The following is a 22,661-nucleotide window of genomic DNA, read 5'->3' as shown; positions in this document are numbered from 1 at the left end:
GAACGAGGGCGTTATACCGCGTCGGACGTAGCCGTGGCTCTACCTGACAAAGTTGTAATCGATCCGTAAGCCGATTGGCAGGTGTGCAGAGATAGAGTTCTCACACGCTGAATCTGACAGGAGTATGGACATGTTAATGGCAAACCGCTTGATCCTGACCGCCTTTGCACTGGTGCTCAGTACGCCCACGTGGGCGTCACCGGGCCATTTTGATTTCGGCCAGCCTGCCTCGGCGGCCAAGGCCAGTCGCAGTATCGATGTGGTGATGGGGGACATGACCTTCGACCCCGGTGCACTTGATATCAAGGCTGGGGAGACCGTTCGGTTCGTGCTGATCAATAAAGGTCAGTTGCTGCATGAGTTCAACCTGGGCAATGCCGCGATGCACGCCCAGCATCAGCAGGAAATGCTCAAGATGCAACAGAGCGGACAACTGACCCCGACCGCAATGAAGCAAGGGATGGCCCATGGCTCCATGGGGCACGGGCAGGCCGGCATGCGCCATGAAGACCCCAACAGTGTGCTGGTGGAGCCGGGCAAAACCGCCGAGCTGACCTGGACCTTCAACAAGGCCATGCGGCTGGAGTTCGCCTGTAATGTGCCCGGCCACTACCAGGCCGGGATGAAAGGCAAGCTGACAGTCAGTCAGTAAGCACTCAAAGGCTGGGGCAAAGGCTGATAGAATTGGCTGATTCTTCAGTCAGGTTTCCGTCATGCATCCCGCAGCCGAACATTCGCCGCTGGGCAAATCCAGCGAATACATCGCCACGTACACGCCGTCACTGCTGTTTCCGATCCCGCGCACCGCGAAATGGGCGGAACTGGGCCTGACGGCCGAGACCCTGCCGTACAAGGGCGTGGATTTCTGGAACTGTTTCGAGCTGTCATGGCTGCTGCCGTCCGGCAAACCGGTGGTGGCCATTGGTGAATTCGCAATCGCGGCGGATTCACCAAACATCATCGAATCCAAATCCTTCAAGCTGTACCTTAACTCGCTGAACCAGACGCCCTTCGCTGATACCGCGAGCCTGGAAGCGACCCTGCGTCAGGACCTGTCGGCGGCCGCCGGTACACCGGTGGGCGTGCGCATCCGCAGCCTGAAGGACGTGGAAAGTGAAGGGGTCGTGGCATTACCCGGCGTGTGCATCGATGACTTGGACATCACCGTCGACTCCTACGAGCATCCGCGCCCGGAGCTGCTGCGCTGCGATGATTCGCGCATCGTGGAGCAAAGCCTGCACAGCCATCTGCTCAAATCCAATTGCCCGGTGACGAGCCAGCCGGACTGGGGCAGCGTTGCAGTGCAATATCGCGGTGCAGCGCTGGACCCTGCCAGCTTGCTGGCCTACATCGTCAGCTTCCGCCAGCATTCGGATTTCCACGAACAGTGCGTGGAGCGGATCTTTCTCGACCTGCAACGCTTGCTCAAACCGGAAAAATTGACGGTGTATGCGCGCTATGTGCGGCGGGGTGGGCTGGACATCAACCCGTATCGCAGTACCGAAGAGGTGCCGCTGCCGAACCATCGCCTGGTCCGGCAATAAATAATCCTGTGGGAGCGAGCCTGCTCGCGATGAGTCAGGCACATTCAGCATTGATGTTGGCTGAGCCACCTATCGCGAGCGGGCTCGCTCCCACAGGGGATTGCATTTCATATCGTGAAAAATGAAAAGCCCCGCTATCAATAGCGGGGCTTTTTTGCATCTGGTGGGTTTAGATTCCCATGTTGCCCAAGGCTTGTACGATGTTGCGTAACGTCCCGGCAATAGTGGGGTGATCCAGTTCGAAGCGCTCGACGGCCAGGTTCACACCATCGACCAGGTCGGCATTCTGAAGCGAATTATCCAGTTCGATCTCGGCTTCGAGCTGAATCATCAGTTGATGCAGATTCTCGCGCTCCGGTTCGGAAAGCGGCGGGTTCTGTTCCAATTGCTCGCGCAGTTCATCAAGTTGTTTCTGCAATTCGCGGGCAGGCATTGGCGTACTCCCTTTATTGATAGGCACAGCCATGGACCGCGACGGTGCGTCAAAAGTCCGTGGCTTGCTTTAAGAGTAATCCACCCTCGTGCACCCTGCATGATCTCGGTCAGGGCTTTTCACCTTTGAGCCGACGCAGGCTGATATCCGCCAGGCAGGTGTCGAGTTCACCCAGGTGATCGATCACCGAATGCACGCCCAGGCCGAACAACTGCACGGTGGCTTTGGCGCGCTTGGTCTCTCGTTCCTGTTGGCTCAGGAGCTGCCATTCGTTCGGCGCCAGGCCACACAGCGAGCCGCAGGACGCCAGGCCGATGGTCCACAAGCCGGCATTGAGCCCCGACTGCAACAAGCGCGGCTCGCCGCTGACCAGCACGCAACCGTCCAATTGCTGGACGTTCAACGCCATCAAGGCCTGCCAGCAGGCATGCGGGGCCGGCCACGCATAATTTGTTGCGGGAAGTTGCGGCGATTTGATCCACGCCGGTAACGAAGCAGCCAGGCTATGACTGATGGCAGGTGGCAGTTCGTCGAGCCAGGCGCAGGGAATCTCCTGAAGCTGCAAAAGGCGCAGGCTTTCGAGGGCGCCGGGGGTTGGCTGCGAATGCTCGGTGGGCACTGCGCCTGACTGTCGCGCCCTTGCCCCGAAATCCACCAGACAACCGCTCAAGCCAAACAGTACGGCGGTCAGGCTGGGGGCGGGCAGGGGCAGGGTTTCGGCGCGGGGCATGGGAACGTCCTTGAAATATTCCGCAGCCTAACGTGCCTCAATGACAGTCCAATGACAGTGAAATGAAGGCGCCGGGTGCGGAAAAATCCTACGAGCAGCTTCTCTTTCAGTGCTGTCTATCCAAGCGTTCCGCTTTATACTAGCGCCCTTACCGCCTGGGCTCGGCGCCCTTGCCTGAATAATCCAAGGAGTTTTCCCTATGCGCTGGAGCCATTGTCTAGCTCAGCTGTGTTTGTCTGCCTGCGTCCTGCTAGTCCCCTTCGCCGCCCAGGCCGCAACGGAAGACGATCCTTGGGAAAGCATCAACCGCCCGATCTTTACCTTCAACGACACCGTTGATACCTACGCACTCAAGCCGCTGGCCCAGGGTTATCAGTACGTGACGCCGCAATTTCTCGAAGACGGCATCCATAACATGTTCCGCAATATCGGCGACGTGGGCAATCTGGCCAACAATGTATTGCAGGCCAAGCCGGCTGCAGCCGGGGTCGACACGGCCCGGTTGATCTTCAACACCACCTTCGGTCTGTTGGGGTTCTTCGATGTGGGCACCCATATGGGCCTGCAACGCAGCGATGAAGATTTCGGCCAGACCCTGGGCTATTGGGGAGTCGGCAGTGGCCCGTACGTGATGCTGCCGTTGTTGGGACCAAGCACCTTGCGTGACGCGCCGGCCAAGCTTGTCGATGACTACACGGCCCCTTATCGTTACATCGACAACGTCTCGGTGCGTAACTCGATCTTCGGCCTGAACATCGTTGATACCCGCGCCAGCCTGTTGTCCGCCGAAAAACTGGTGAGTGGCGACAAGTATGTGTTTATCCGCAACGCCTTCCTGCAGAACCGTGAATTCAAGGTCAAGGATGGCCAGGTCGAAGATGATTTTTAATTTCGCCCGGTAACCCCAGGAAGGCGGCCTCAGGGCCGCCTTCTTTGTTTTGAGGCACTGTTTAAGCAGGGATCGAACCTTCCATTGAGTTACGCTTCGCTCGGTTCTTATAACTCTCTGTACTTTGACAAACCAAGACGGCAAGCGGCTATCTGCATGAGCTTGAAACGCCCCGCGGATGGGAGTACCGTCTGCGCCTTAGAAGGGCACCTCTGATGTAACTGTGTGTAGGACAAGGGCCTACATCCGGTACGACAGAGAGGCTAGAAAGCGAATCCAGTAGTGAGCGCCAGGCCCAGTTGCCCAGCCCGCTACGCCAACCTAATTCTGGCGCCGTTTGCCCACATGCCAAAAACCAGTGCCACGCTGCTGATAATCGATGATGACGAAGTGGTGCGAGCCAGCCTCGCAGCCTACTTGGAAGACAGTGGTTTCAGCGTCCTGCAGGCCAGCAACGGTCAACAGGGTCTTCAGGTATTCGAGCAAGACAAGCCCGACCTGGTCATCTGCGACCTGCGCATGCCGCAGATGGGCGGACTCGAACTCATTCGCCAAGTCACCGAGCTTTCCTCGCAGACTCCGGTCATCGTGGTTTCGGGTGCGGGCGTGATGAACGACGCGGTCGAGGCGTTGCGCCTGGGCGCGGCCGATTACCTGATCAAGCCCCTTGAAGACCTGGCCGTGCTCGAGCACTCGGTGCGCCGGGCCCTGGACCGTTCGCGCCTGTTGGTGGAGAACCAGCGTTATCGCGAAAAGCTGGAAACTGCCAACCGCGAGCTGGAAGCCAGCCTGAACCTGTTGCAGGAAGACCAGAACGCCGGCCGCCAGGTGCAGATGAACATGTTGCCGGTCAGTCCCTGGACCGCCGACGATTTCCGTTTTGCCCACCAGATCATCCCGTCTTTGTATCTGTCGGGGGATTTCGTCGACTATTTCCGGGTCGATGAACGTCGAGTGGCGTTCTATCTGGCGGACGTTTCCGGCCATGGCGCTTCGTCAGCGTTCGTGACGGTACTGTTGAAGTTCATGACCACGCGCCTGCTGTTCGAATCCAAGCGCAACGGCACGTTGCCTGAGTTCAAGCCATCAGAAGTCCTTGGTCATATCAACCGGGGCCTGATCAGTTGTAAGCTGGGCAAACACGTGACAATGGTCGGTGGGGTCATCGACGAGGAGACGGGTTTGTTGACCTATAGCATCGGCGGTCATCTGCCGTTGCCTGTGTTGTATACGCCTGACAGTGTTCGTTACCTGGAAGGGCGTGGTTTGCCGGTGGGCCTGTTCAACGAGGCCACCTACGAAGACCACGTACTGGAACTGCCACCGACCTTCAGTTTGACGCTGATGTCTGATGGCATTCTGGACCTTTTGTCAGAACCTACACTCAAAGAGAAAGAAGCGGCCTTGCCTGAACGGGTAAGCGCAGCGGGCGGCAGCCTGGAAGGCTTGCGTCAAGTGTTTGGATTAGCCACGCTAGGGGAGATGCCGGATGATATCGCCCTGTTAGTGTTGAGCAGGAATCTTTGATGAGTACCGGTAGAATCCAGTTCGCCGAGCAGGACGGCACCTTTGTCCTGAAGTTTGTCGGTGAAGTGCGCCTGACCCTCTGTTCGGCGCTGGATGCGACTATTGAGCGGATCTTCACCGCGTTGAACTTCAACGCCATCGTGATCGACCTGACCGAAACCCGCAGCATCGACAGCACCACCCTGGGCCTGCTGGCCAAGCTGTCGATCCTGTCGCGGCAAAAGGTCGGCCTGCTGCCGACCGTGGTCACCACCCACAACGACATCACCCGGTTGCTGCAATCCATGGGCTTCGACCAGGTATTCAATATCGTCGGCGATCCCGTGCCATGCCCGGAGTGCCTGGACGATCTGCCCGATCAGGATCAATCGGAAGAGGAAGTGCGGATCAAGGTGCTTGAAGCCCATAAGATCCTCATGGGGCTGAACGACTCCAATCGTGAAGCGTTCCATGACTTGGTGAGTGCGCTGGAGCGGCCCTGATTCATAGGTTTGCGTAGACTGAGCGGGCCTCATCGCGAGCAAGCTCGCTCCCACAAGGTCTCGCATCGACCACGATCTCCGAATCTGCACAAATCCCCCTGTGGGAGCGAGCTTGCTCGCGATGGCGGCCGGCCAGCCGCCACCTTCCCAAGCCTATAAAAAAGGGCGAACCCACCCAGGTTCGCCCTTCTTTATGACTTCGAAATCACCTCAAAGCTTGGCTTGCAGCAACGCCTCAAGCTTCTCCTGGTCCCGGGCGAACTGACGAATGCCTTCAGCCAGTTTCTCAGTCGCCATGGCGTCCTCGTTGGACAACCAGCGGAACTGCGCTTCATTGAGGCTCAAGCGCGCCTCGCCGGCTTGCCCAGGCGCCAGTTTGCGTTCCAGCTTGCCCTCGTCGGCGGCCAGTTTCTCCAGCAGATCCGGGCTGACCGTCAAGCGGTCGCAGCCGGCCAGTTGCTCGATCTGGTTGAGGTTGCGGAAGCTTGCGCCCATGACCACGGTTTTGTAGTCATTGGCCTTGTAGTAGTTGTAGATGCGCGTCACCGACTGCACGCCCGGATCATCGGCACCGGTGTAGTCGTTGCCGTTGGCCTTCTTGTACCAGTCGTAGATGCGGCCGACAAAAGGCGAAATCAGGAACACGCCGGCATCGGCGCAAGCCGCAGCCTGGGCGAAGGAGAACAGCAGCGTCAGGTTGCACTGGATGCCTTCACGCTCCAGCTGCTCGGCGGCGCGAATACCTTCCCAGGTGGACGCGATCTTGATCAGCACGCGATCGCGGCCAACGCCGGCCTTTTCGTACAGGTCGATCAGGCGATGCGCACGTTTCAGCATGGCCTCGGTGTCGAACGACAGACGCGCATCCACCTCAGTGGAAATACGCCCCGGAATCACCTTGAGAATCTCTTGCCCGACCGCCACGCCAAAACGGTCGCTGGCCAGGCCCACATCGCCCTTGCAATCGGCCACACAGGCGTTCAGCAGCTCGGCGTAGCCTTGAATGGCCGAGGCCTTGAGCAGCAGGGAAGGGTTGGTGGTGGCATCCACGGGTTTAACGCGGGCGATGGCTTCGAAGTCGCCGGTATCGGCCACTACGGTAGTGAATTGTTTGAGTTGTTCCAGCTTGGAAGTCATGAGCGTGCTCTGTCCTATGGGTCTGTTGACATTACCCGAGGGCCGGCAGCCACTCAAGGGCGTGAAGGGGGATCGATGGCCCCAGCGGCAACAACCTGAAAACGGATGTTTGAAAGGCCGGGGCGGGTATCGGTAGATACGATGCCAAAACAGGACTCAGGTTCAAAGCAAGTGACAGTTAGCGTCCTTCCAGCATGCCCGCCGCCTGATCCAGCAGCGCCAACGGGTCTTTGGTTTTGTGGATGTCCACCGACAACAACTGCCGAAAACGGCGCGCCCCAGGAAACCCGGTACCCAGCCCCAGTACATGGCGAGTGATGTGATGCATCGCCCCGCCGGCGTCCAGGTGCTTGGCGATATAAGGCCGCAACTGCGCCAACGCCTCAGCCCGACTGATGACAGGCGCGCTGCTGCCAAACAGTTGTTGATCCACCTCGGCCAGCAGATACGGGTTGTGATACGCCTCGCGCCCCAGCATCACACCGTCGAATGTCTGCAAATGCTCGTGGCAGGCTTCCAGCGTCTTGATCCCGCCGTTTAGCACAATCTCCAGCTCCGGGAAATCCTTCTTCAGCTGTGCCGCCACGTCATACCGCAGCGGCGGGATCTCACGGTTCTCCTTGGGCGACAGCCCTTCCAGAATCGCAATCCGCGCATGCACGGTAAAACTCGTACAACCGGCGTCACGCACCGTCCCGACGAACTCACACAACTGCTCGTAACTGTCCCGCCCATTGATCCCGATCCGATGCTTGACCGTCACCGGAATCGACACAGCATCACGCATCGCCTTCACACAATCGGCCACCAGCTCAGGATGCCCCATCAGACATGCACCGATCATGTTGTTCTGCACGCGATCGCTTGGGCAGCCGACGTTGAGATTGACCTCATCATAGCCATGCTCCTGAGCCATCCGCGCGCACGCAGCCAAATCGGCCGGGACGCTACCGCCGAGTTGAAGCGCCAGGGGATGCTCGGCTTCGTGGTGGCGCAGGAAACGCTCGTGATCGCCGTTGAGCAACGCGCCAGTGGTGACCATCTCGGTGTAGAGCAGGGCGTGTTTGGAGAGGATGCGTAGGAAGAACCTGCAGTGGGGGTCAGTCCAGTCCATCATGGGGGCCACGCTGAAGCGGCGGGACAGTGATTGGGGGGCGGTTGTGATTAAGGGCATTGGGGAATCTGAATGGGTAGGGCAGAGACGGGGAGTTTATCAGGAATGGGATAGGGTAAGGCTGGCGGGCTAGATTGGTGAGAGAGTTGAATCTCCCGGCAGGGTCAGAGATTCCCAGTTCTAATCGGGAGTCTTAGGGCGCTGGTTGCTATGTTGGGATTGCACGCAGTCGGAGGGCCGGCCGGTAAATAGATCTGTCCCCCTTTTTCTTGCATGGGAGCGGCTTTGGCGCAACTCCTGGGCTCAGATATGAGGCACGTCCGGTTCGCGCATCTCTGCCAAGAACGGCAGTGTCTGCTCGCATGTGGTCATTGCTTGTCTCTTTTGGAGAGATCCTGAACGACGCTATCGCGTTCGCTGATCTTGCTCTCCAACCAGGCTTCCACCTCCGCGACGAGGAAGTAAACGCCAGCCTGTTTGCTCAAGCCAAACTTGATGGGGCGAGGGAAGCTGGGATCGGTTTTGAGCAGCTTTTCAAGGCCGGAGCGGCTTTTATCAAAGCGGTGCTGCAGAGAGATATGACTGATCAAGTATTTCTTGGGGGTATGTGTCGGCATGTATGGGCCTCTGTGTGTAAGCCGACACAGATTTAATACCCCAGACAGATCGTTTTGGCGCGTTTTCAAACCGGAAAAGCGACGAAAAACGTGTTGTCGATTGTTGAGGTAAAAGCGACAGCCACGGATGGGCTTCGCGGGCAGGCAGGCTGTCCTAAAGCTGGTATAACCGAGCCAAAACCACTCATTCAGGCAAAAAAAGCACTTGAAATAAACGCTAATTGCATGATTTTTATAGCTTATTTTTTGGATATGGGGGGTTGAACCCGCGTCTAACCGTTATTTCCGTGGGCTGTAAGGCCGATGTCGCCATACGCTGTCATTTCTAGACTTTTCTTCATTCCGTTCCCAACCGGGTAGACAGCAGCTACGGTAAGCGGTATTAAATTGCTATTACAAACGCATAAGGATTTGTGATGAGCATCCCGTTAGCCGAACTGGCCAGAAGAATAAAGCCAGAAAACACAGTCCTTTTTTTCGGAGCGGGCTCGTCGCTTCCTTCCGGCGCACCATCTGTAAAGCTTTTAATTGATCGCCTCTCAGAACGGTTCGACATAGATTCCTATGGATATTCGCTGAGCGAAGTTGCGAGCTTGGCTGAGCAGAAAGATTGTCGTCGTGAAATGATAAAGACGTTGAGGAGATCCTTTGAGAAGCTTGTGCCAACGGGTAGTTTACTGAATTTACCACTGTACGGTTGGCGAAACATCTACACTACTAACTATGACTCGTTGATTGAACAGTCTTATGCTAGGCGCGATCAGCCACTATCAGTAATTTCTTCAAATTTTGATTTCACAACTCAGCGTATTCCTGAAGCTACTAAGTTATTTAAATTGCATGGAAGTATAGAGAAAGACGAGGTCGATGGTGTTCATAGTCGTATCATTATTTCTGAAAATGACTATGATCTAACTATGGAGTATAGGGAGTACCTGTATGACTCGCTGAAAATGGATTTGGCGGGGACTGATTTGGTTATTATAGGGTATTCATTGGCAGATGCTCACATTAAAGATTTGATATCTAAGTCGTTAGACATCAATGCAAGAAGTCATATGCCGGCTACAATAAATTTGATTTTGTATACGCCGGACGAGAACCGGGCTCTGTTGCATGAGCGGCGAGGTGTTAGGGTTTCATTTGGTAGTCTTGACGATTTTTTTGTCGAGCTCCAGAAGAACACCAAAAGTGAAGCTCTAACAAATAAGGTCAATGATGACCCGCTTGATGCATTTTCTGTGCTGCGTCCCGTAACTAGGGATGTTGCGCATGATATTACTAGTAGCATTAAAGATGCTAGCTCTATGTTTAATGGTTGGCCAGCTTCGTATGCCGACATTGCGGCAAATTTAACTTTCCGGCGAACTCTTTCCGCTCATCTTATGCCTCAGTTGGAAAGTAATGAGAAGTTTATAACGATCGTCCTGGGTGCTAGTGGGACAGGTAAGTCTACATTGGCCAAGCAAGTCTTATACATGAAGTCTCAGGTTTCCATCTACGCGTGGGAACATAAAGCAGAGCATACATTGCTTCCCTCCGCTTGGAGGGCGGTTGCTAATTATCTTAAGGAGAAAAACAAGACTGGAGTGTTGTTGGTTGATGATGCTCATAAGCATGTAGGAGATATTAGCTCGCTAATCGATTTGTTGGTGGCCGACAATGTTCAGAGTCTGAAAATATTATTGATTTCATCTAGGAACTTATGGAATCCGAGAGTTAAAACCCCCAATTTTTTTAAACATGCTTCCCAGAAGATTTTAAAAGGGCTCGACCCGACAGAAGTAGAGGACTTACTGACTTTAGTAGACACGAACGCAGATCTTAAACCTCTCGTGGAGAACAGCTTTTCTGGGTTTTCAAGATCGGAGAGAAAGCGTAGGTTAACCGTACGATGTGAGTCAGACACGTTTGTATGTTTGAAAAATATTTTTGCTTCGGATAAATTCGACGATATTGTCTTGAGGGAGTTCGCGTCACTAAACGAAAACTATCAAGAAATATACCGCTTAGTCGCTGCAATGGAAAGCTCAGGTATCATAGTTCATCGTCAGCTCGTTATGCGGCTACTAGGAATTCCCGCTGGCCAAGTTACTGCGTCTTTGGAGAATTTGGTTGATATTGTTCATGAGTTTACTATAAGTAGTAAGGATGGGACTTACGGCTGGAAAGGTAGGCATCCGGTAATTACTGATATAATAGCGCAATATAAAATGCCTGATGTTAAGGAGTATATAAGTCTGTTTGAGCGTGTGATAGATGGCATCGTTCCGACCTACGATGTTGAAATTCGCACCATCCGCCAGCTATGTGGTTATGAAAAAGGAATCGGTAGAATTGCAGATAAACATGTGAGGAATAAACTTCTACGAAAAATGATCTCGAAGGCACCGGGCGAAAGAGTTCCGCGCCATAGGTTGATTCGCAATCTTATCGATATAAATGAGATTGAGAAGGCAGATACAGAGATTCGTCTTTTTGAAAATGATTTTAAAGCAGATGGCCCAGTTCACCGCTTTAAAATCATGCTTTTGTTAGCTCGCGCAGAGCGAACCCCTGGCATTTTAGAAGAGGATAGAATTGCAATCCTTGAAAAGGCCAGAGCCTATGCAACTAACGCTATAGATAGGTATAAAGATAACAAAGATTTTTTGCGCACATATTGTGATGTCGGTGTTGAGATTTTTAGGCGAGCTAAAGATATGTCTGCATTCGACGACGCGATGGATAGGTTGAAGCTTGCGGAAGAGCGCGTTGGTGATCCAGATATAACCAGTATTATTATTCAATACCAACGAAAGATATCTGGATACGATTATAGCCCCGCCGGGGAGTCCGAAGATTTACCAGCAGTAGACGAATGAGTTGTTGCAGGGCAATGGTAGTAACTGTCGAGATGTCGAATGGACTGTAAGGCAGGGCGCTCACGTATAGCGAATTTACAATGCTTTTGCTGGTAGGTCATAGAGCGGCGCCGTGACAATAATCCGGTGGACAGACTCTTGCGTGAAAAATGGCCCTTCTGAGGGGATATTTCCAATTCCCTGCTTAATTTTTGCTACAGCAAGGATTAAATTGTCTCTATGCTACTGAAAAATAAGGTTTTTTAGTTCCAGTAGCTTCGATCCATCATCGGCGCAACGCTGAACCGGCGGGAGAGGACTTGGGATGATGCTGTATGTGAGGGCATGAGATCTGAAATGACGAATGCGACGGGAGCGCAGTTTAACAGGAATGGGATGGCGAGGATGGGGATGCGCCAATCGGTTGGGCCAGAGTTAAATAAATCTGTCCCATCTGTTGCAGTCCCATCTGTTGCAATGCCATCTGTTGCAATGCCACGCGAATGCTACCTGATGCTGCCCGTGATACCCAGGTGCTGGATAAAGTTCATTTTCAGCCGGAGAATCAAGCCGTTCGACAACCCAAAATATCAACAGCGCAACATCTTCGAGCACACATTCGGCTAGCTGAAGAGAATCGCCAGCTGGCGAAAGGCTTTAACGCTATGATTTTACTGGCTTTCACCACCTAAAATTCTGCACTGCGACTTGAGCGTGCTCAATAAGAAAGTTAGCTTCTTCTCGTAACCTTTCAGACGGGTCGCTTGTACTTTTTCTTGCATTGGGTTCTGTGGTTGGTCGGGAAGCGTTGCAGATGGATCATGTATGATGAGGTTGCCAGTACTTGCTTGAACTAGACATTGCAAATCGTTCAAGAATCTTGGGTGGTTTTCACAATGTTTTGCTATTTTCGCCAGGTCGCTGGTCGCCTGCTCCAACTTAGGAAGTTTGTCAAAAATTTTGGCCTTCCTTAGTGCAGTAATCAATGTTGAGCGTGAGAGCGTCAGGCTTAGGTTGTCTACCACAACGTTGTCTAGGATTCGAGCGTTTTCTGCGCCTTCTACTTTCTCCGAGATAAATGATTTTTTGTCCATGAATGTAAATATTCCGGACGTTTTTAGGGCATTAATTCCGAGTTTGTTAAGCGCTTGCATATCACTGACTTGTTGGATCAGTACCTTATCCTTCGACGAATCCTTCGCCTGAGAGAGTAAATATCGAGGGTGGGGTAGAATAATTGACACCGTTTTTTGCCCGCCCGTCTTGAACGATGAAAGGCAGCTTTCGTTCTCGATACTTTCAAGGATGAGCTTATAGGTAATGTCCTCGGATTGCTGATGTAGTAACGGTTCCTGAGAGTGGAGGATGCTGAATAAGTATTTTGCCAGTTCGCTAGCGGAGGCAAAAGATTTGTCAGTGACTAGTAGATTTTTTAGTAATGACTCCGCTGTTTTTAGCTGTGCGGGGCTGGTTATTCCGAGTGACACAAGCGCCGGTTCCGTCTCGGCAATGAGGTCGGAGAGTTCGATTGTTTCCCCCGCAGGCGGTGTGCTTGAACTACTAGAACTGGCGGAGCCATCAGAGACGCTTTTCCCGTTGACCTTCAGTGGCATGATCGCTTTTCCTTGGCGGGGCCGTACGTTAAGTTGGTCGAGCCTTGCTCATATGATTATTAACTTTGCCGGGTTTAGCCGAAAGGCTATTCATAGTTAGCATTAGCGGTGTTGATGGGGTTAATTTAGCGCTAATAGTTTTGACTTGAAAGTCGCTTCGACTCTTTTCGAGAAGACCTAAGCATAGCAGCAGGTTGAACAAGATATTGGTTGCTTAAACACCGGGGAGTGCGTCGAGCTCTCTGTATGGATTAGCTCACGAAGGCGATCTGCCTGCCAACCAAGTGCTGACTGGCAGACCGCTTTCGCGAGCAAGCCCGCTCCCACAGTGGGAGTGTGGTAGCGGCTAGCGTGGGTCGACGTTATCCAGCGCTCGGTTCGCCAGCAAGCCGCTCAGTTCGATCAGTTGCTGAATGCCCAGGGCGACGTGGCGCCGGGAACCTTCCAGATCGAAGGCCAGGTCGCTGACCATGGCATTGGCCGAGGCCAGGGTTTCGCTGAGGTTGGCGAGCAGGGCTTCGGTGTCGATGCCGTTGACGACGGTGAAGACTTGGCTTGGAGCAGGCTCGGGCTTGGTGGGTTTGGGCTTGAGGTAGAAGTCGAGGGCGCGGTCGGCGGCTTTGTCGAATTCTTTGGTGTTGAGGGTGGTTGGATCGGTGTCTGGCGGATTAGGTGTTGGTTTGAACATAGATGAAACTCCAGGTAAGAAATTGGAGCCATCCCTTTCGCTACCAAACGAAGGGAGGTGGCCATACGAAGGTTGGTAGACCGGTTACCTGGCAACCCGGCGCGTCCGAGGACGCCCTGCGCATGACCACCATAAAACAGAGGGCATAGAAATCCCCTGCGTCAGGTTGCACGTGCACCAGGAAAACCGGGCTACCAAACCCGATCGCTGATTCGTCAGCGACCGGAAAACGATAAAGCCCGACCCCAAGGCGCACAAGCCGGCGGATTCTGGCGTAGTTGTAGGCAACGGCGCAAGGCGAGGCGGTCAGGTCCTACGCCGTGGCTGGCGGGATAAACATTTGGCCTTTCGGTGTCAGTAAACCCAGACCTCCACCCGCCGATTCCTCACCCGGCCTTCATCCTCGCTGTTGGCCGCCACCGGCATCAGGGCGCCGAAGCCGCGTACTTCGCGCAGCGCCACACCGTGTTTGACCAATTCGCGCCGCACTGCCATGGCCCGCAACCGGGATAGAAGGTCGGCGCGTGCCGGGTCGTCCTTGGCGTCGCCAAACCCAACCAGCGTCACTCGGCGGTCGAGCTTGTCGTGCTGCTTTATATAGGCGAGCACACGCCCCAGGTCCTGCTGGGCCTTGTTGTCGAGGCTGGCGCTGCCTTCTTCGAAGCGGAAGTTGACCGACAGCCGTTGGGCATGGCGGCTCAGGGCCTGATAACCCTCAGGCATCAGCGCATTGGGGGTGACGGCCATGGCCTGGACGGTTTGCGCGATGAATCCGTTGGCCGCGACGATGGCCTGGCCCTTTTCGCTTTGGGTGAACTCAACCAGTGCCTCGGCCCACGGGTTGGTTTCTTGCGGTGGCAGGTAAAAGAACAGCCTGCGCGACAAAGGGTAGTCTTCGGTGGCGATCAGGTGGGTCAGCGGCATCATGGGCTGGGAGTCGCCGTCGACAATCGCCAGCGCCTTGGCCTGGCGCACGTAGGGCAAACCGATGAAACCGATGCCTTGCCGGTCCTGGCTGACAGCGTCGGAAAGCTGTTCGCTGGATTCGAAGCGCCGGGCAGAAGGGGCCAGGCGTTTTCCCTGTCGGTTGAGCACCAGTTCCTTGAAGGTGTCGTAGGTGCCGGACTGCTCATCCCGCGCGTAGAGATGAATCGGGCCGCCGGCGCCGCCCACCGATTCCCAGGTGTTCACCTCGCCGCTGAATATCTTCGCCAGTTGCCGGGTGTCGAGCTGGCGCAGCGGGTTTTGTGGATGAAGAATGATCGCCAGGCCATCGATGGCGATGACCTGTTCGGCGCTGGGATTTTTCAGGTCCCCCAGATGTGCCAGTTCCTTGAGCTCGCTGTCCTTGATCGGTCGCGAAGAGGCCGCCAGTTCGGCGCTGGCGTGCTTGAGGGCGGAAAACCCGGTGCTGGAGCCATGGGCGGCAATGTCGATTTCCACCCGTCGACCATCGGCGGCCTGGCCGACGATACGCTGCTCGTTCTCACGGTCGGTGATTTCGGTGCGGACCTTGAGCAGCCCCTGATCCACCATCAGCGCCTTGACCAGCGCCGGCCCCAGCGTGGCGCCGATGGTGTTCGAGCCTTGCAGGCGCAGCGCGGGGCCGTGTTCGGGAATCGGCAGGCCGCTGGCCCATGCCGTAAGCGGCAGCCAGAGGCCCATGAAAAAAACAACGCGCAGCCGCATGCCGACACCTTCTGAACCTAAGAACGTGCCGGAAGATTAAGTCAGTCAGGTTACTGAAAAGTGACAGGCGTGCGACTTGTCAGCCGCAGTTCGCCGAAGATCCCTTGTGGGAGCGAGCCTGCTCGCGATAGCGGTGCAACTGCCACATTGATTTTGAATGTGCCGCCGTCATCGCGAGCAGGCTCGCTCCCACAAGGTTTGTGTATGCCCTGGATTTAGCTCAACTGCAGCCAGATCGGCGCATGGTCCGAAGGTTTCTCCATGCCGCGCAGTTCATAATCCACCCCGGCATCCTTGACCCGTGGCAGCAGCCCATGGGAGGTGAGGATCAGGTCGATGCGCAGGCCACGCTTGGGCTCGTCTTCGAACCCGCGGCTGCGGTAGTCGAACCAGCTGAAGCGGTCGGTGACGTCCGGGTTCAGGTGCCGGAAGCTGTCCACCAGGCCCCAGTTCTTCAGGCGGGCCATCCACTCGCGCTCTTCCGGCAGGAAGCTGCATTTGCCGGTTTTCAGCCAGCGTTTCATGTTGTCCGGGCCGATGCCGATGTCGCTGTCTTCCGGGGAAATGTTCACGTCGCCCATCACCACTACGGGCTGGTCGTTGCTGAAACGGCTTTCCAGAAGTTGCTGCAGGTCGTTGTAGAAACGCTCCTTGGCCGGGAACTTGGTCGGGTGATCGCGGCTTTCGCCTTGGGGGAAGTAACCGTTCATGATGGTCACCGGCACACCGTTGGCATCGGCGAAGGTGCCCCAGATGAAACGCCGTTGGGCGTCTTCATCGTCGCTCTCGAAGCCTTTGTGCAACGTCAGTGGAGCCTGGCGGGAGAGCAGGGCGACGCCGTAGTGACCCTTCTGCCCATGGTAATGCACGTGATAACCCAGGGCCTGCACCTCGGCCAGGGGGAATTGCTCGTCGTGGACCTTGGTTTCCTGCAGGCCGATCACGTCCGGCTGATGCTTCTCGATCAGCGCCGCCAGCTGATGGGGGCGGGCGCGCAGCCCGTTGATGTTGAAGGAGACGATCTTCATGGTCGGCTGTCCTGGCAAAACTGCGATGCTAGCTGACATGTAGGAGCACGGCCAGCGTGGCAGTAGGACAAATGCGCTGCTAATGTCCTGTGCATGTAGGAACGATCAGAGCCCAATCGGGTTCGTACTCAATAAGAGCGGGGCCTCACCGAGCCTCGCCCAGGAGATTGACCGTCATGCCAGAAACCGCCACCGCCATCGCCGACATCCATATGCTCGACAGCGGTTATTCCCGCGAGGCACGTTCATTGCTGTATCAGGCCTATCGTCATGAGCCGACCTTCAGCTTCCTGTTCGAATCCGAGCGGCCCGGTTATGAACATCGGGTACGGGCCACGGTGCGTGAGTTGGTCAAACAGCATTTTCTCCAGGATCTGCCGGCCATCGGCTTGCTGGTCAACGACCGCCTGATCGGCATTGCCTTGATTGCTCCACCGCAGCGCCGCCTGGGTATCACTGAAAGTTGGGCCTGGCGCCTGCGCATGGTGTTGAGCACCGGCTTTCGCTGCACCCGGCGCTACCTGGACTACCATGCCGCAGTGACGGCCTGCCTGCCGTCGGATTCTGTCCATGTATTGCCCCTGCTGGGAGTTCATCCACAGTTCCAAGGCCAACACTTCGGCGAACAGTTACTGGCGGCGGTGCATAACTGGTGTGCGGTGGACGAGAACTCCCAGGGCGTGGTGCTAGACACCGGCAACCCACGTTACCTGGAGTTCTATAAACGTCAGGGTTATGAGGAAATCGGCGAGATTGCGGTAGGACCCGTCCGCGAACATGTCTTCTTTCACGCCAACCCGCAGGTATTGCAGAGCGCGACGGCGTAATCCGGGGAAACTTTTGAGACATGTCCGGCTCTATCAGGCTTCCAAGCTCGTGATAGCATCCGCGCCATGAATTTCCCAGGACGAATGACCAGTGGTGCGCTCTTGCTGTCCCTCAGCTGCGCGGCACTGGCACAAAGTGAATTGGATGTACGGGTCAAGCCGTCCAACGACCAGCTCAAGGCTAACGTAGAAGGCTATATCGGCGGCGTGGGCGATCGTGACGAAGAGGCCTTGCTGCGTTTCAGTCGGGGTGCCGAAGAACAGGCGCGCAAAGCCGCCCAGGCGTTGGGTTACTACCAGCCGCAGATCGACAGCGAGGTCGAGGGCGGCAAGACCCCGCGCCTGATCCTGACCATCGACCCTGGCGAGCCCGTGCACCTGCGCAATGTCACCGTGCGCATCGAAGGCCCGGCGGCTTCCCTCAAGGCTTTTCGCGTACCGGACAACGCCGCGCTCAAACCTGGCGCGGTGCTTAATCATGGGCGCTATGAAGACGCCAAACGGATCATCCAGAACCAGGCCTCGCGCTACGGATTTTTCAGCGGGCGATTTGTCAGCCAGAAGCTGTTGGTGGACCCCCAGGCCGGCGTGGCCGACATCGAGCTGGTCTACGACAGCGGCCCGCGCTACGCCCTGGGCCCGGTGAGTTTCGAGGGTGACACACCCTTTGATGAAGAGTTGTTGCAGCGCATGGTGCCGTTCAAGGCGGGCGAGGCGTACGACTCGGAACTCATCGCAGAACTCAACCAGGCCCTGCAATCGAGCGGATATTTCGAAGGTGTTCGGGTGGACGCGGCACCCACCGCCGCCACCGATAACGTGATCCCGGTGGCGGTCAAGCTCGAGACCCGCAAGCCGCGCACCATGGGCCTGGGCCTGGGGTTCTCCACCGACGTCGGCCCGCGGGCCAAGGCCAATTGGACGCGCCACTGGGTCAATCCCCAGGGCCACAGTTATGGCTGGGAAGCGGAAGTGTCGGCGCCCCGGCAGAACGTTGGCCTGTGGTACGACGTACCGCTGGACCCGCCGTTGACCGACAAGATGCGCTACGCCGGTGGCTATCAATATGAAGAGCTTTCCGGCACCGATAGCCTCAGCAAGCTGCTGACCGTGGGCCCGGAATGGCATAGCAAGTTGCCCAGTGGCTGGCAACGGGTGGTGTCGCTCAAGTGGCAGCGTGAGGAATATCGGCTCGGCGACGATTCGGGCCTGAGCACCTTGCTGATGCCGGGCGTGAGCTATTCCTACTTGCGCAGTGACAACCGCATCGATCCGCGCAACGGCTATCGCATTCAATTCGACACCAAGGTCGCCAAGGAAGGGCTTGGCTCGGACAACAACCTTTTATATGGCACGGCCATGGTCAAGGGCCTGACCACCGTGTTCGACAAGCATCGTCTGCTGGCCCGGGCCCAGGTCGGTGGCAGCGCCACCAATGGCTACAAATCCATCCCGCCATCCCTGCGCTTCTTCGCCGGTGGCGACCAGAGCGTGCGCGGTTACGATTATCAGAGCCTGTCACCGGAAAACTCCGAAGGTGATCGTATCGGTGGTCGCTACATGGTCGCCGGCAGCCTCGAGTATCAGTACTCGATTGCGCAAAAATGGCGGGTGGCGACCTTCGTCGACCAAGGCAACTCTTTTAACAGCCTTGAGCTGCCGAGCCTCAAGACGGGTGTCGGCGTCGGTGTGCGTTGGGTGTCGCCGGTGGGGCCGATCCGCCTCGACCTCGCCCATGCGCTGGACGACGACGGCGGCATTCGCTTGCACTTTTCCATGGGGCCCGAGTTGTGAATCGTGGTTTGAAAATAGCGCTGCTGGCGCTTGGCACGTTGCTGCTGATGGTCTTGCTGACCCTGAGCATCGTGCTCGGCACGCAATGGGGCAGCCGTTGGGCGCTTGGTGTTGTGCCGGGTTTGAGTTCGGATAATTTTCAGGGACGGTTGGGCGGCCAGTGGAGTGCCGACCACCTGTTGTGGCAGCAGGACAGCAGCCGAGTGGAACTCGATCAGGTGATTTTCGCCTGGTCGCCGCTATGCCTGGCGCGCATGACCCTGTGCATCGATCAGCTCAAGGCCGATAAGGTCAGCCTGCAATTTCCTCCGCCCGCTGACGAACCGAGCAGCGGTCCGATCACCTTGCCGGACCTGAACCTGCCGCTTGCCCTGGAACTGGGCGACGTGCAAGTCGGCAGCCTGTTGTTCAATGGCAGCGAACAGCTCAAGGGCTTGCAACTGGCCGCGCATTGGACCGCCCAGGGTCTGCAGATCGACTCGGTGCAGCTGCAGCGCGACGAACTGAGCCTGAAGCTGTCCGGTTTGCTGCAACCCGGCGGCGACTGGCCGCTGAAGGCCCTGGGCCGGTTGACCTTGCCAGCGCCAGGCGCCACGCCTTGGACGCTGGACCTGAACATCGATGGCAATCTGCTCAAAACCCTCAACATCAACGCCGACAGCAGCGGCTATCTGCAAGGCCGGTTGGTCGGTGAGCTGCAACCGCTGGCGGACAACCTGCCGGCCAAGGTACGCATTACCGCTGACGGCTTCAGGGCCGGCGCCGATCTGCCGGATACCCTGATGCTCAATCAGTTGGAGCTGACGGGCGAAGGCGATCTGAACAGCGGCTACCAGTTGCTTGGCAAGGCAACGTTGCCCGCCGAAAAAGGCCCGGTGGCCTTGCTGCTGCAAGGCAAAGTGGACGCCAACGGTGCGCAGATCGCCGGCCTGGACCTCAACGCCAGTGATCAGCAATACCTCAAGCTCACCGGCCAGTTGGACTGGCGCGAAGGCCTGAGCGCCGAGGCGAAAATCGCCTGGCTGGACTTCCCTTGGCATCGCCTCTATCCGCTGATCGACGAGCCGCAAGTGACGCTGCGCAGTTTCAACGGTGAGGTGTCGTATACCGATGGCAAGTACCTGGGCAATTTCCAGGCGGCGCTGGACGGTCCCGCCGGAGCGTTCAGCCTGGACAGCCCATTCAGCGGCGACCTGACGACAATCCATTTGCCGGAACTCAAACTCGCCGCCGGGCAGGGCAAGGCCGAAGGCCATCTGAACCTTGAGTTTGCCGACGGCATCGCCTGGGACACGGCGCTGGAACTGTCGGCCATCAACCCGGCGTACTGGCTGGGGGAGCTGCCCGGCACCCTGGCCGGGCCGTTGCGCAGCAAGGGTTCGATGAAAAACGACCGCCTGGAGCTTGATGCGGACCTGGACCTCAAGGGCAAGTTGCGCGGCCAACCGGCGCTGTTCCAGGCCAAGGCCAACGGTGTTGGCGAGCAGTGGAACCTCAGCGCGCTGGACATTCGCCTGGGTGACAACCGCATCAACGGCACGGGCAGCCTGCAAGAAAAACTCAGCGGTCAGATCGATATCAAACTCTCGCGCCTGGCCCAACTCTGGCCGCAATTGCGCGGCCAACTGGTCGGTCGCCTCAACGTGGCCGGGACACTCAAGGCCCCCCAAGGCAAGCTCGACCTGCAAGGCACGCAACTGGCGTTGCAGGACAACCGCCTGCAAAGCCTGAACCTGGATGCGACCCTCGACAGCGCGCAGCGCGGCAAGGTTGACCTCAAGGCCAGCGGCATTCGGGCGGGTGACACGTCGCTCGGTGTCCTGACGGTGAGCGGGCAGGGCGACATCAGGCAGCAAAAACTGACCCTCGACCTGCAAGGGCCACAGCTGGAAACGGCCCTGGCGCTCGATGGCGTGCACGACCAAGGCAACTGGCGAGGGCGCCTCAGCAGTGGCAATGTGCAGGCCGGCGGCCAGGCCTGGCGGCTGCAAGCCCCGGCCAAGCTGGAGCGCCTGGCCAATGGCACGCTCAACCTGGGGGCCCACTGTTGGCGTTCCGGCGAGGCCAGCCTGTGTGGTGAGGATCAGCGCCTGATGCCGGAGCCGAAGCTGCGCTATCACCTCAAGCAATTCCCCATCGAAAGCCTGGCCCAGTGGATGCCCAAGGATTTTGCCTGGCAGGGCCGACTCAACGCCGACCTGCAACTGGACCTGCCGGCCAGCGGCCCGAACGGGCGTATTCTGGTGGACGCCAGCGGCGGCACTTTGCGGATCCGGGACAAGGACCGCGACGCTGAGCAATGGCTGGACTTCCCCTACCAGACCTTGACCCTCGACAGTCGCCTGACGCCCAAACGGATCGACACCAGCCTGAATTTCGTTGGGGCCAAGCTGGGCGAACTGATGCTCCAGGCGCAGATCAACCCGTTGCCGGCCAGCAAACCGCTGAGCGGCTCATTCCGCCTGAGCGGCCTGGACTTGTCCGTGGCGCGGCCATTCCTGCCGATGGTGGAAACCCTCACCGGTCACCTGAATGGCAGCGGCACGCTGTCGGGTGGTTTGTTGGCGCCCCAGGTCAACGGCAACCTGTTGATCAGCGATGGCGAAGTGTCCGGTCCGGAACTGCCGGTCAGCCTCGAAGACTTGCAGATGCGCGCAACGATTGCCGGTGAAACGGTGCGCCTCAACGGTGACTGGAAAAGTGGCAAGGTCGGCCGAGGCAGCTTGACCGGGGACATCGGCTGGGGCGAAGCCCTGAGCATGAACCTGGCGCTCAAGGGTTCGCAATTGCCGGTCACCGTCGAACCTTACGCGGTGCTGGAGGTGGCGCCGGACCTGACCATCACGTTGCAGGGCGAGCGGCTTTCCATCGCCGGCAAGGTCCTGGTGCCCAAAGGCGAAATCACCGTGCGCGAACTGCCGCCGTCTACCGTCAAGGTGTCGGATGATACGGTGATCGTTGGCCACCAGACCGAGGAGGGCAAGACACCGATGGCCATGGCGATGGACATCGATGTGATCGTGGGCCAGGAAAAGCTCGCGTTTTCGGGCTTCGGCCTGACGGCCAACGTAAAAGGCCAGGTGCACATCGGCGACAACATGGACACTCGCGGTGAGCTCTGGCTCAACGACGGTCGCTACCGGGCCTATGGGCAACGGCTGACGGTGCGTCGGGCGCGGCTGTTGTTCGCCGGGCCCATCGACCAGCCTTACCTGGATATCGAAGCGATTCGCCAGACCGACGACGTGATCGCCGGCATTCGTTTGAGCGGCAGCGCCGAACAGCCGACCACGCAAATCTTCTCTGAACCGGCCATGAGCCAGGAACAGGCGTTGTCTTATCTGGTACTCGGCCGGCCGCTGAGCACCACGGGCGAGGACAACAACATGCTCGCCCAGGCGGCACTGGGCCTGGGGCTGATGGGCAGTGCGGGGGTGACCACCAGCCTCGCCAACAATCTGGGCATCGAGGATTTCCAGCTCGACACCCAGGGCAGCGGCGATGCCACCAGTGTCGTGGCCAGCGGCAATCTGACGGAAAAACTCAGCCTGCGTTACGGCGTCGGCGTGTTCGAACCGGCCAACACCATCGCCCTGCGCTACAAACTCAGCAAGCGGGTGTACCTGGAAGCCGCCAGCGGCGTCGCCAGCTCCCTGGATATCTTCTACAAGCGCGATTTCTAAGCCTTCGCGCCACCTCCTGTGGG

General features: G+C 57.3%; 19 protein-coding genes. 10 read left to right on the top strand and 9 right to left on the bottom strand.

The genetic code is table 11. From position 1 onward, the window contains the following. Positions 1-130: 130 nt before the first annotated feature. The gene (copI, locus tag CRX69_RS22500; protein WP_107322901.1) at positions 131-652 is read left to right on the top strand and encodes a copper-resistant cuproprotein CopI; all 522 of its coding nucleotides are present in this window, start codon (positions 131-133) and stop codon (positions 650-652) included. Between the two features lie 61 nt (positions 653-713). Beyond that, the gene (queF, locus tag CRX69_RS22495) at positions 714-1,544 is read left to right on the top strand and encodes an NADPH-dependent 7-cyano-7-deazaguanine reductase QueF (RefSeq protein WP_107322900.1); all 831 of its coding nucleotides are present in this window, start codon (positions 714-716) and stop codon (positions 1,542-1,544) included. 169 nt (positions 1,545-1,713) lie between these two features. Here queF and CRX69_RS22490 read toward each other — a convergent pair whose 3' ends face one another. Together CRX69_RS22490 and CRX69_RS22485 are read right to left on the bottom strand one after the other, a co-directional pair. After that, positions 1,714-1,977, bottom strand: coding sequence for a DUF4404 family protein (locus CRX69_RS22490; RefSeq protein ID WP_047227228.1), 264 nt, complete (start codon positions 1,975-1,977; stop codon positions 1,714-1,716). Positions 1,978-2,086: 109 nt separating this feature from the next. Next, positions 2,087-2,707 carry an HAD superfamily inactivated hydrolase PcrP gene (locus CRX69_RS22485; RefSeq protein ID WP_107322899.1) on the bottom strand — a complete coding sequence of 207 codons (621 nt, stop codon included), beginning with the start codon at positions 2,705-2,707 and terminating at the stop codon, positions 2,087-2,089. 199 nt (positions 2,708-2,906) lie between these two features. Between CRX69_RS22485 and CRX69_RS22480 the strand changes: the two genes are divergently transcribed. The 3 genes from CRX69_RS22480 (at position 2,907) to rssC (ending at position 5,605) form a co-directional block, all read left to right on the top strand. Further along, on the top strand, positions 2,907-3,596 hold the full coding sequence (locus tag CRX69_RS22480; protein WP_047227230.1) for an MlaA family lipoprotein: 690 nt from the start codon (positions 2,907-2,909) through the stop codon (positions 3,594-3,596). 345 nt (positions 3,597-3,941) lie between these two features. Next, the gene (gene rssB, locus CRX69_RS22475) at positions 3,942-5,123 is read left to right on the top strand and encodes a two-component system response regulator RssB (protein WP_076385574.1); all 1,182 of its coding nucleotides are present in this window, start codon (positions 3,942-3,944) and stop codon (positions 5,121-5,123) included. After that, complete coding sequence (gene rssC / locus CRX69_RS22470; protein ID WP_047227232.1) at positions 5,123-5,605, top strand: anti-sigma factor antagonist RssC; 483 nt, start codon at positions 5,123-5,125, stop codon at positions 5,603-5,605. Before rssB ends, rssC begins: the two co-directional genes overlap by 1 nt. Positions 5,606-5,815: 210 nt before the next feature. Here the strand turns inward: rssC and tal are convergent, their stop codons facing one another. The 3 genes from tal to CRX69_RS22455 form a co-directional block, all read right to left on the bottom strand. After that, positions 5,816-6,742, bottom strand: a complete 927-nt coding sequence (gene tal, locus CRX69_RS22465) for a transaldolase (RefSeq protein ID WP_047227233.1) — start codon at positions 6,740-6,742, stop codon at positions 5,816-5,818. 178 nt (positions 6,743-6,920) lie between these two features. Continuing rightward, positions 6,921-7,916 (bottom strand): tRNA dihydrouridine(20/20a) synthase DusA, encoded by a 996-nt coding sequence (dusA, locus tag CRX69_RS22460; RefSeq protein WP_107322898.1) that lies wholly within the window; start codon positions 7,914-7,916, stop codon positions 6,921-6,923. A gap of 308 nt (positions 7,917-8,224) precedes the next feature. Further along, entirely contained in the window at positions 8,225-8,473 is a 249-nt protein-coding gene (locus tag CRX69_RS22455) for a helix-turn-helix transcriptional regulator (RefSeq protein WP_107322897.1), read from the bottom strand. A 54-nt stretch (positions 8,474-8,527) separates the two neighbouring features. Between CRX69_RS22455 and CRX69_RS27615 the strand changes: the two genes are divergently transcribed. Together CRX69_RS27615 and CRX69_RS22450 are read left to right on the top strand one after the other, a co-directional pair. Continuing rightward, a complete protein-coding gene (locus tag CRX69_RS27615) occupies positions 8,528-8,737 on the top strand; it encodes a hypothetical protein (RefSeq protein ID WP_157952140.1) in 210 nt (69 codons plus the stop codon). 152 nt (positions 8,738-8,889) lie between these two features. Next, positions 8,890-11,337: an SIR2 family protein gene (locus CRX69_RS22450; protein WP_107322896.1), complete on the top strand. Its 2,448-nt coding sequence runs from the start codon at positions 8,890-8,892 to the stop codon at positions 11,335-11,337. Positions 11,338-11,987: 650 nt separating this feature from the next. Here the strand turns inward: CRX69_RS22450 and CRX69_RS22440 are convergent. The 4 genes from CRX69_RS22440 to xthA all read right to left on the bottom strand — a co-directional run bounded on the left by CRX69_RS22440 (position 11,988) and on the right by xthA (position 16,334). After that, the gene (locus CRX69_RS22440; protein WP_107322894.1) at positions 11,988-12,929 is read right to left on the bottom strand and encodes a hypothetical protein; all 942 of its coding nucleotides are present in this window, start codon (positions 12,927-12,929) and stop codon (positions 11,988-11,990) included. A gap of 346 nt (positions 12,930-13,275) precedes the next feature. Further along, positions 13,276-13,617 (bottom strand): DUF6124 family protein, encoded by a 342-nt coding sequence (locus CRX69_RS22435; RefSeq protein WP_107322893.1) that lies wholly within the window; start codon positions 13,615-13,617, stop codon positions 13,276-13,278. A 354-nt stretch (positions 13,618-13,971) separates the two neighbouring features. After that, on the bottom strand, positions 13,972-15,306 hold the full coding sequence (locus CRX69_RS22430; protein WP_107322892.1) for a substrate-binding domain-containing protein: 1,335 nt from the start codon (positions 15,304-15,306) through the stop codon (positions 13,972-13,974). Positions 15,307-15,521: 215 nt separating this feature from the next. Then, complete coding sequence (gene xthA / locus CRX69_RS22425; RefSeq protein WP_107322891.1) at positions 15,522-16,334, bottom strand: exodeoxyribonuclease III; 813 nt, start codon at positions 16,332-16,334, stop codon at positions 15,522-15,524. A 176-nt stretch (positions 16,335-16,510) separates the two neighbouring features. Between xthA and CRX69_RS22420 the strand changes: the two genes are divergently transcribed. The 3 genes from CRX69_RS22420 (at position 16,511) to CRX69_RS22410 (ending at position 22,638) form a co-directional block, all read left to right on the top strand. Next, positions 16,511-17,161, top strand: a complete 651-nt coding sequence (locus tag CRX69_RS22420; protein WP_047229305.1) for a GNAT family N-acetyltransferase — start codon at positions 16,511-16,513, stop codon at positions 17,159-17,161. A gap of 66 nt (positions 17,162-17,227) precedes the next feature. Beyond that, positions 17,228-18,955: an autotransporter assembly complex protein TamA gene (locus tag CRX69_RS22415; protein ID WP_107322890.1), complete on the top strand. Its 1,728-nt coding sequence runs from the start codon at positions 17,228-17,230 to the stop codon at positions 18,953-18,955. Continuing rightward, a complete protein-coding gene (locus CRX69_RS22410; protein WP_107322889.1) occupies positions 18,952-22,638 on the top strand; it encodes a translocation/assembly module TamB domain-containing protein in 3,687 nt (1,228 codons plus the stop codon). The genes CRX69_RS22415 and CRX69_RS22410 overlap by 4 nt, the downstream gene beginning before the upstream one ends. Positions 22,639-22,661: the final 23 nt, after the last annotated feature.

It is taken from the genome of Pseudomonas rhizophila (assembly GCF_003033885.1).
Taxonomy (GTDB): Bacteria; Pseudomonadota; Gammaproteobacteria; order Pseudomonadales; family Pseudomonadaceae; genus Aquipseudomonas; species Aquipseudomonas rhizophila.
This window is presented reverse-complemented; position numbering and strand designations above follow the sequence as displayed.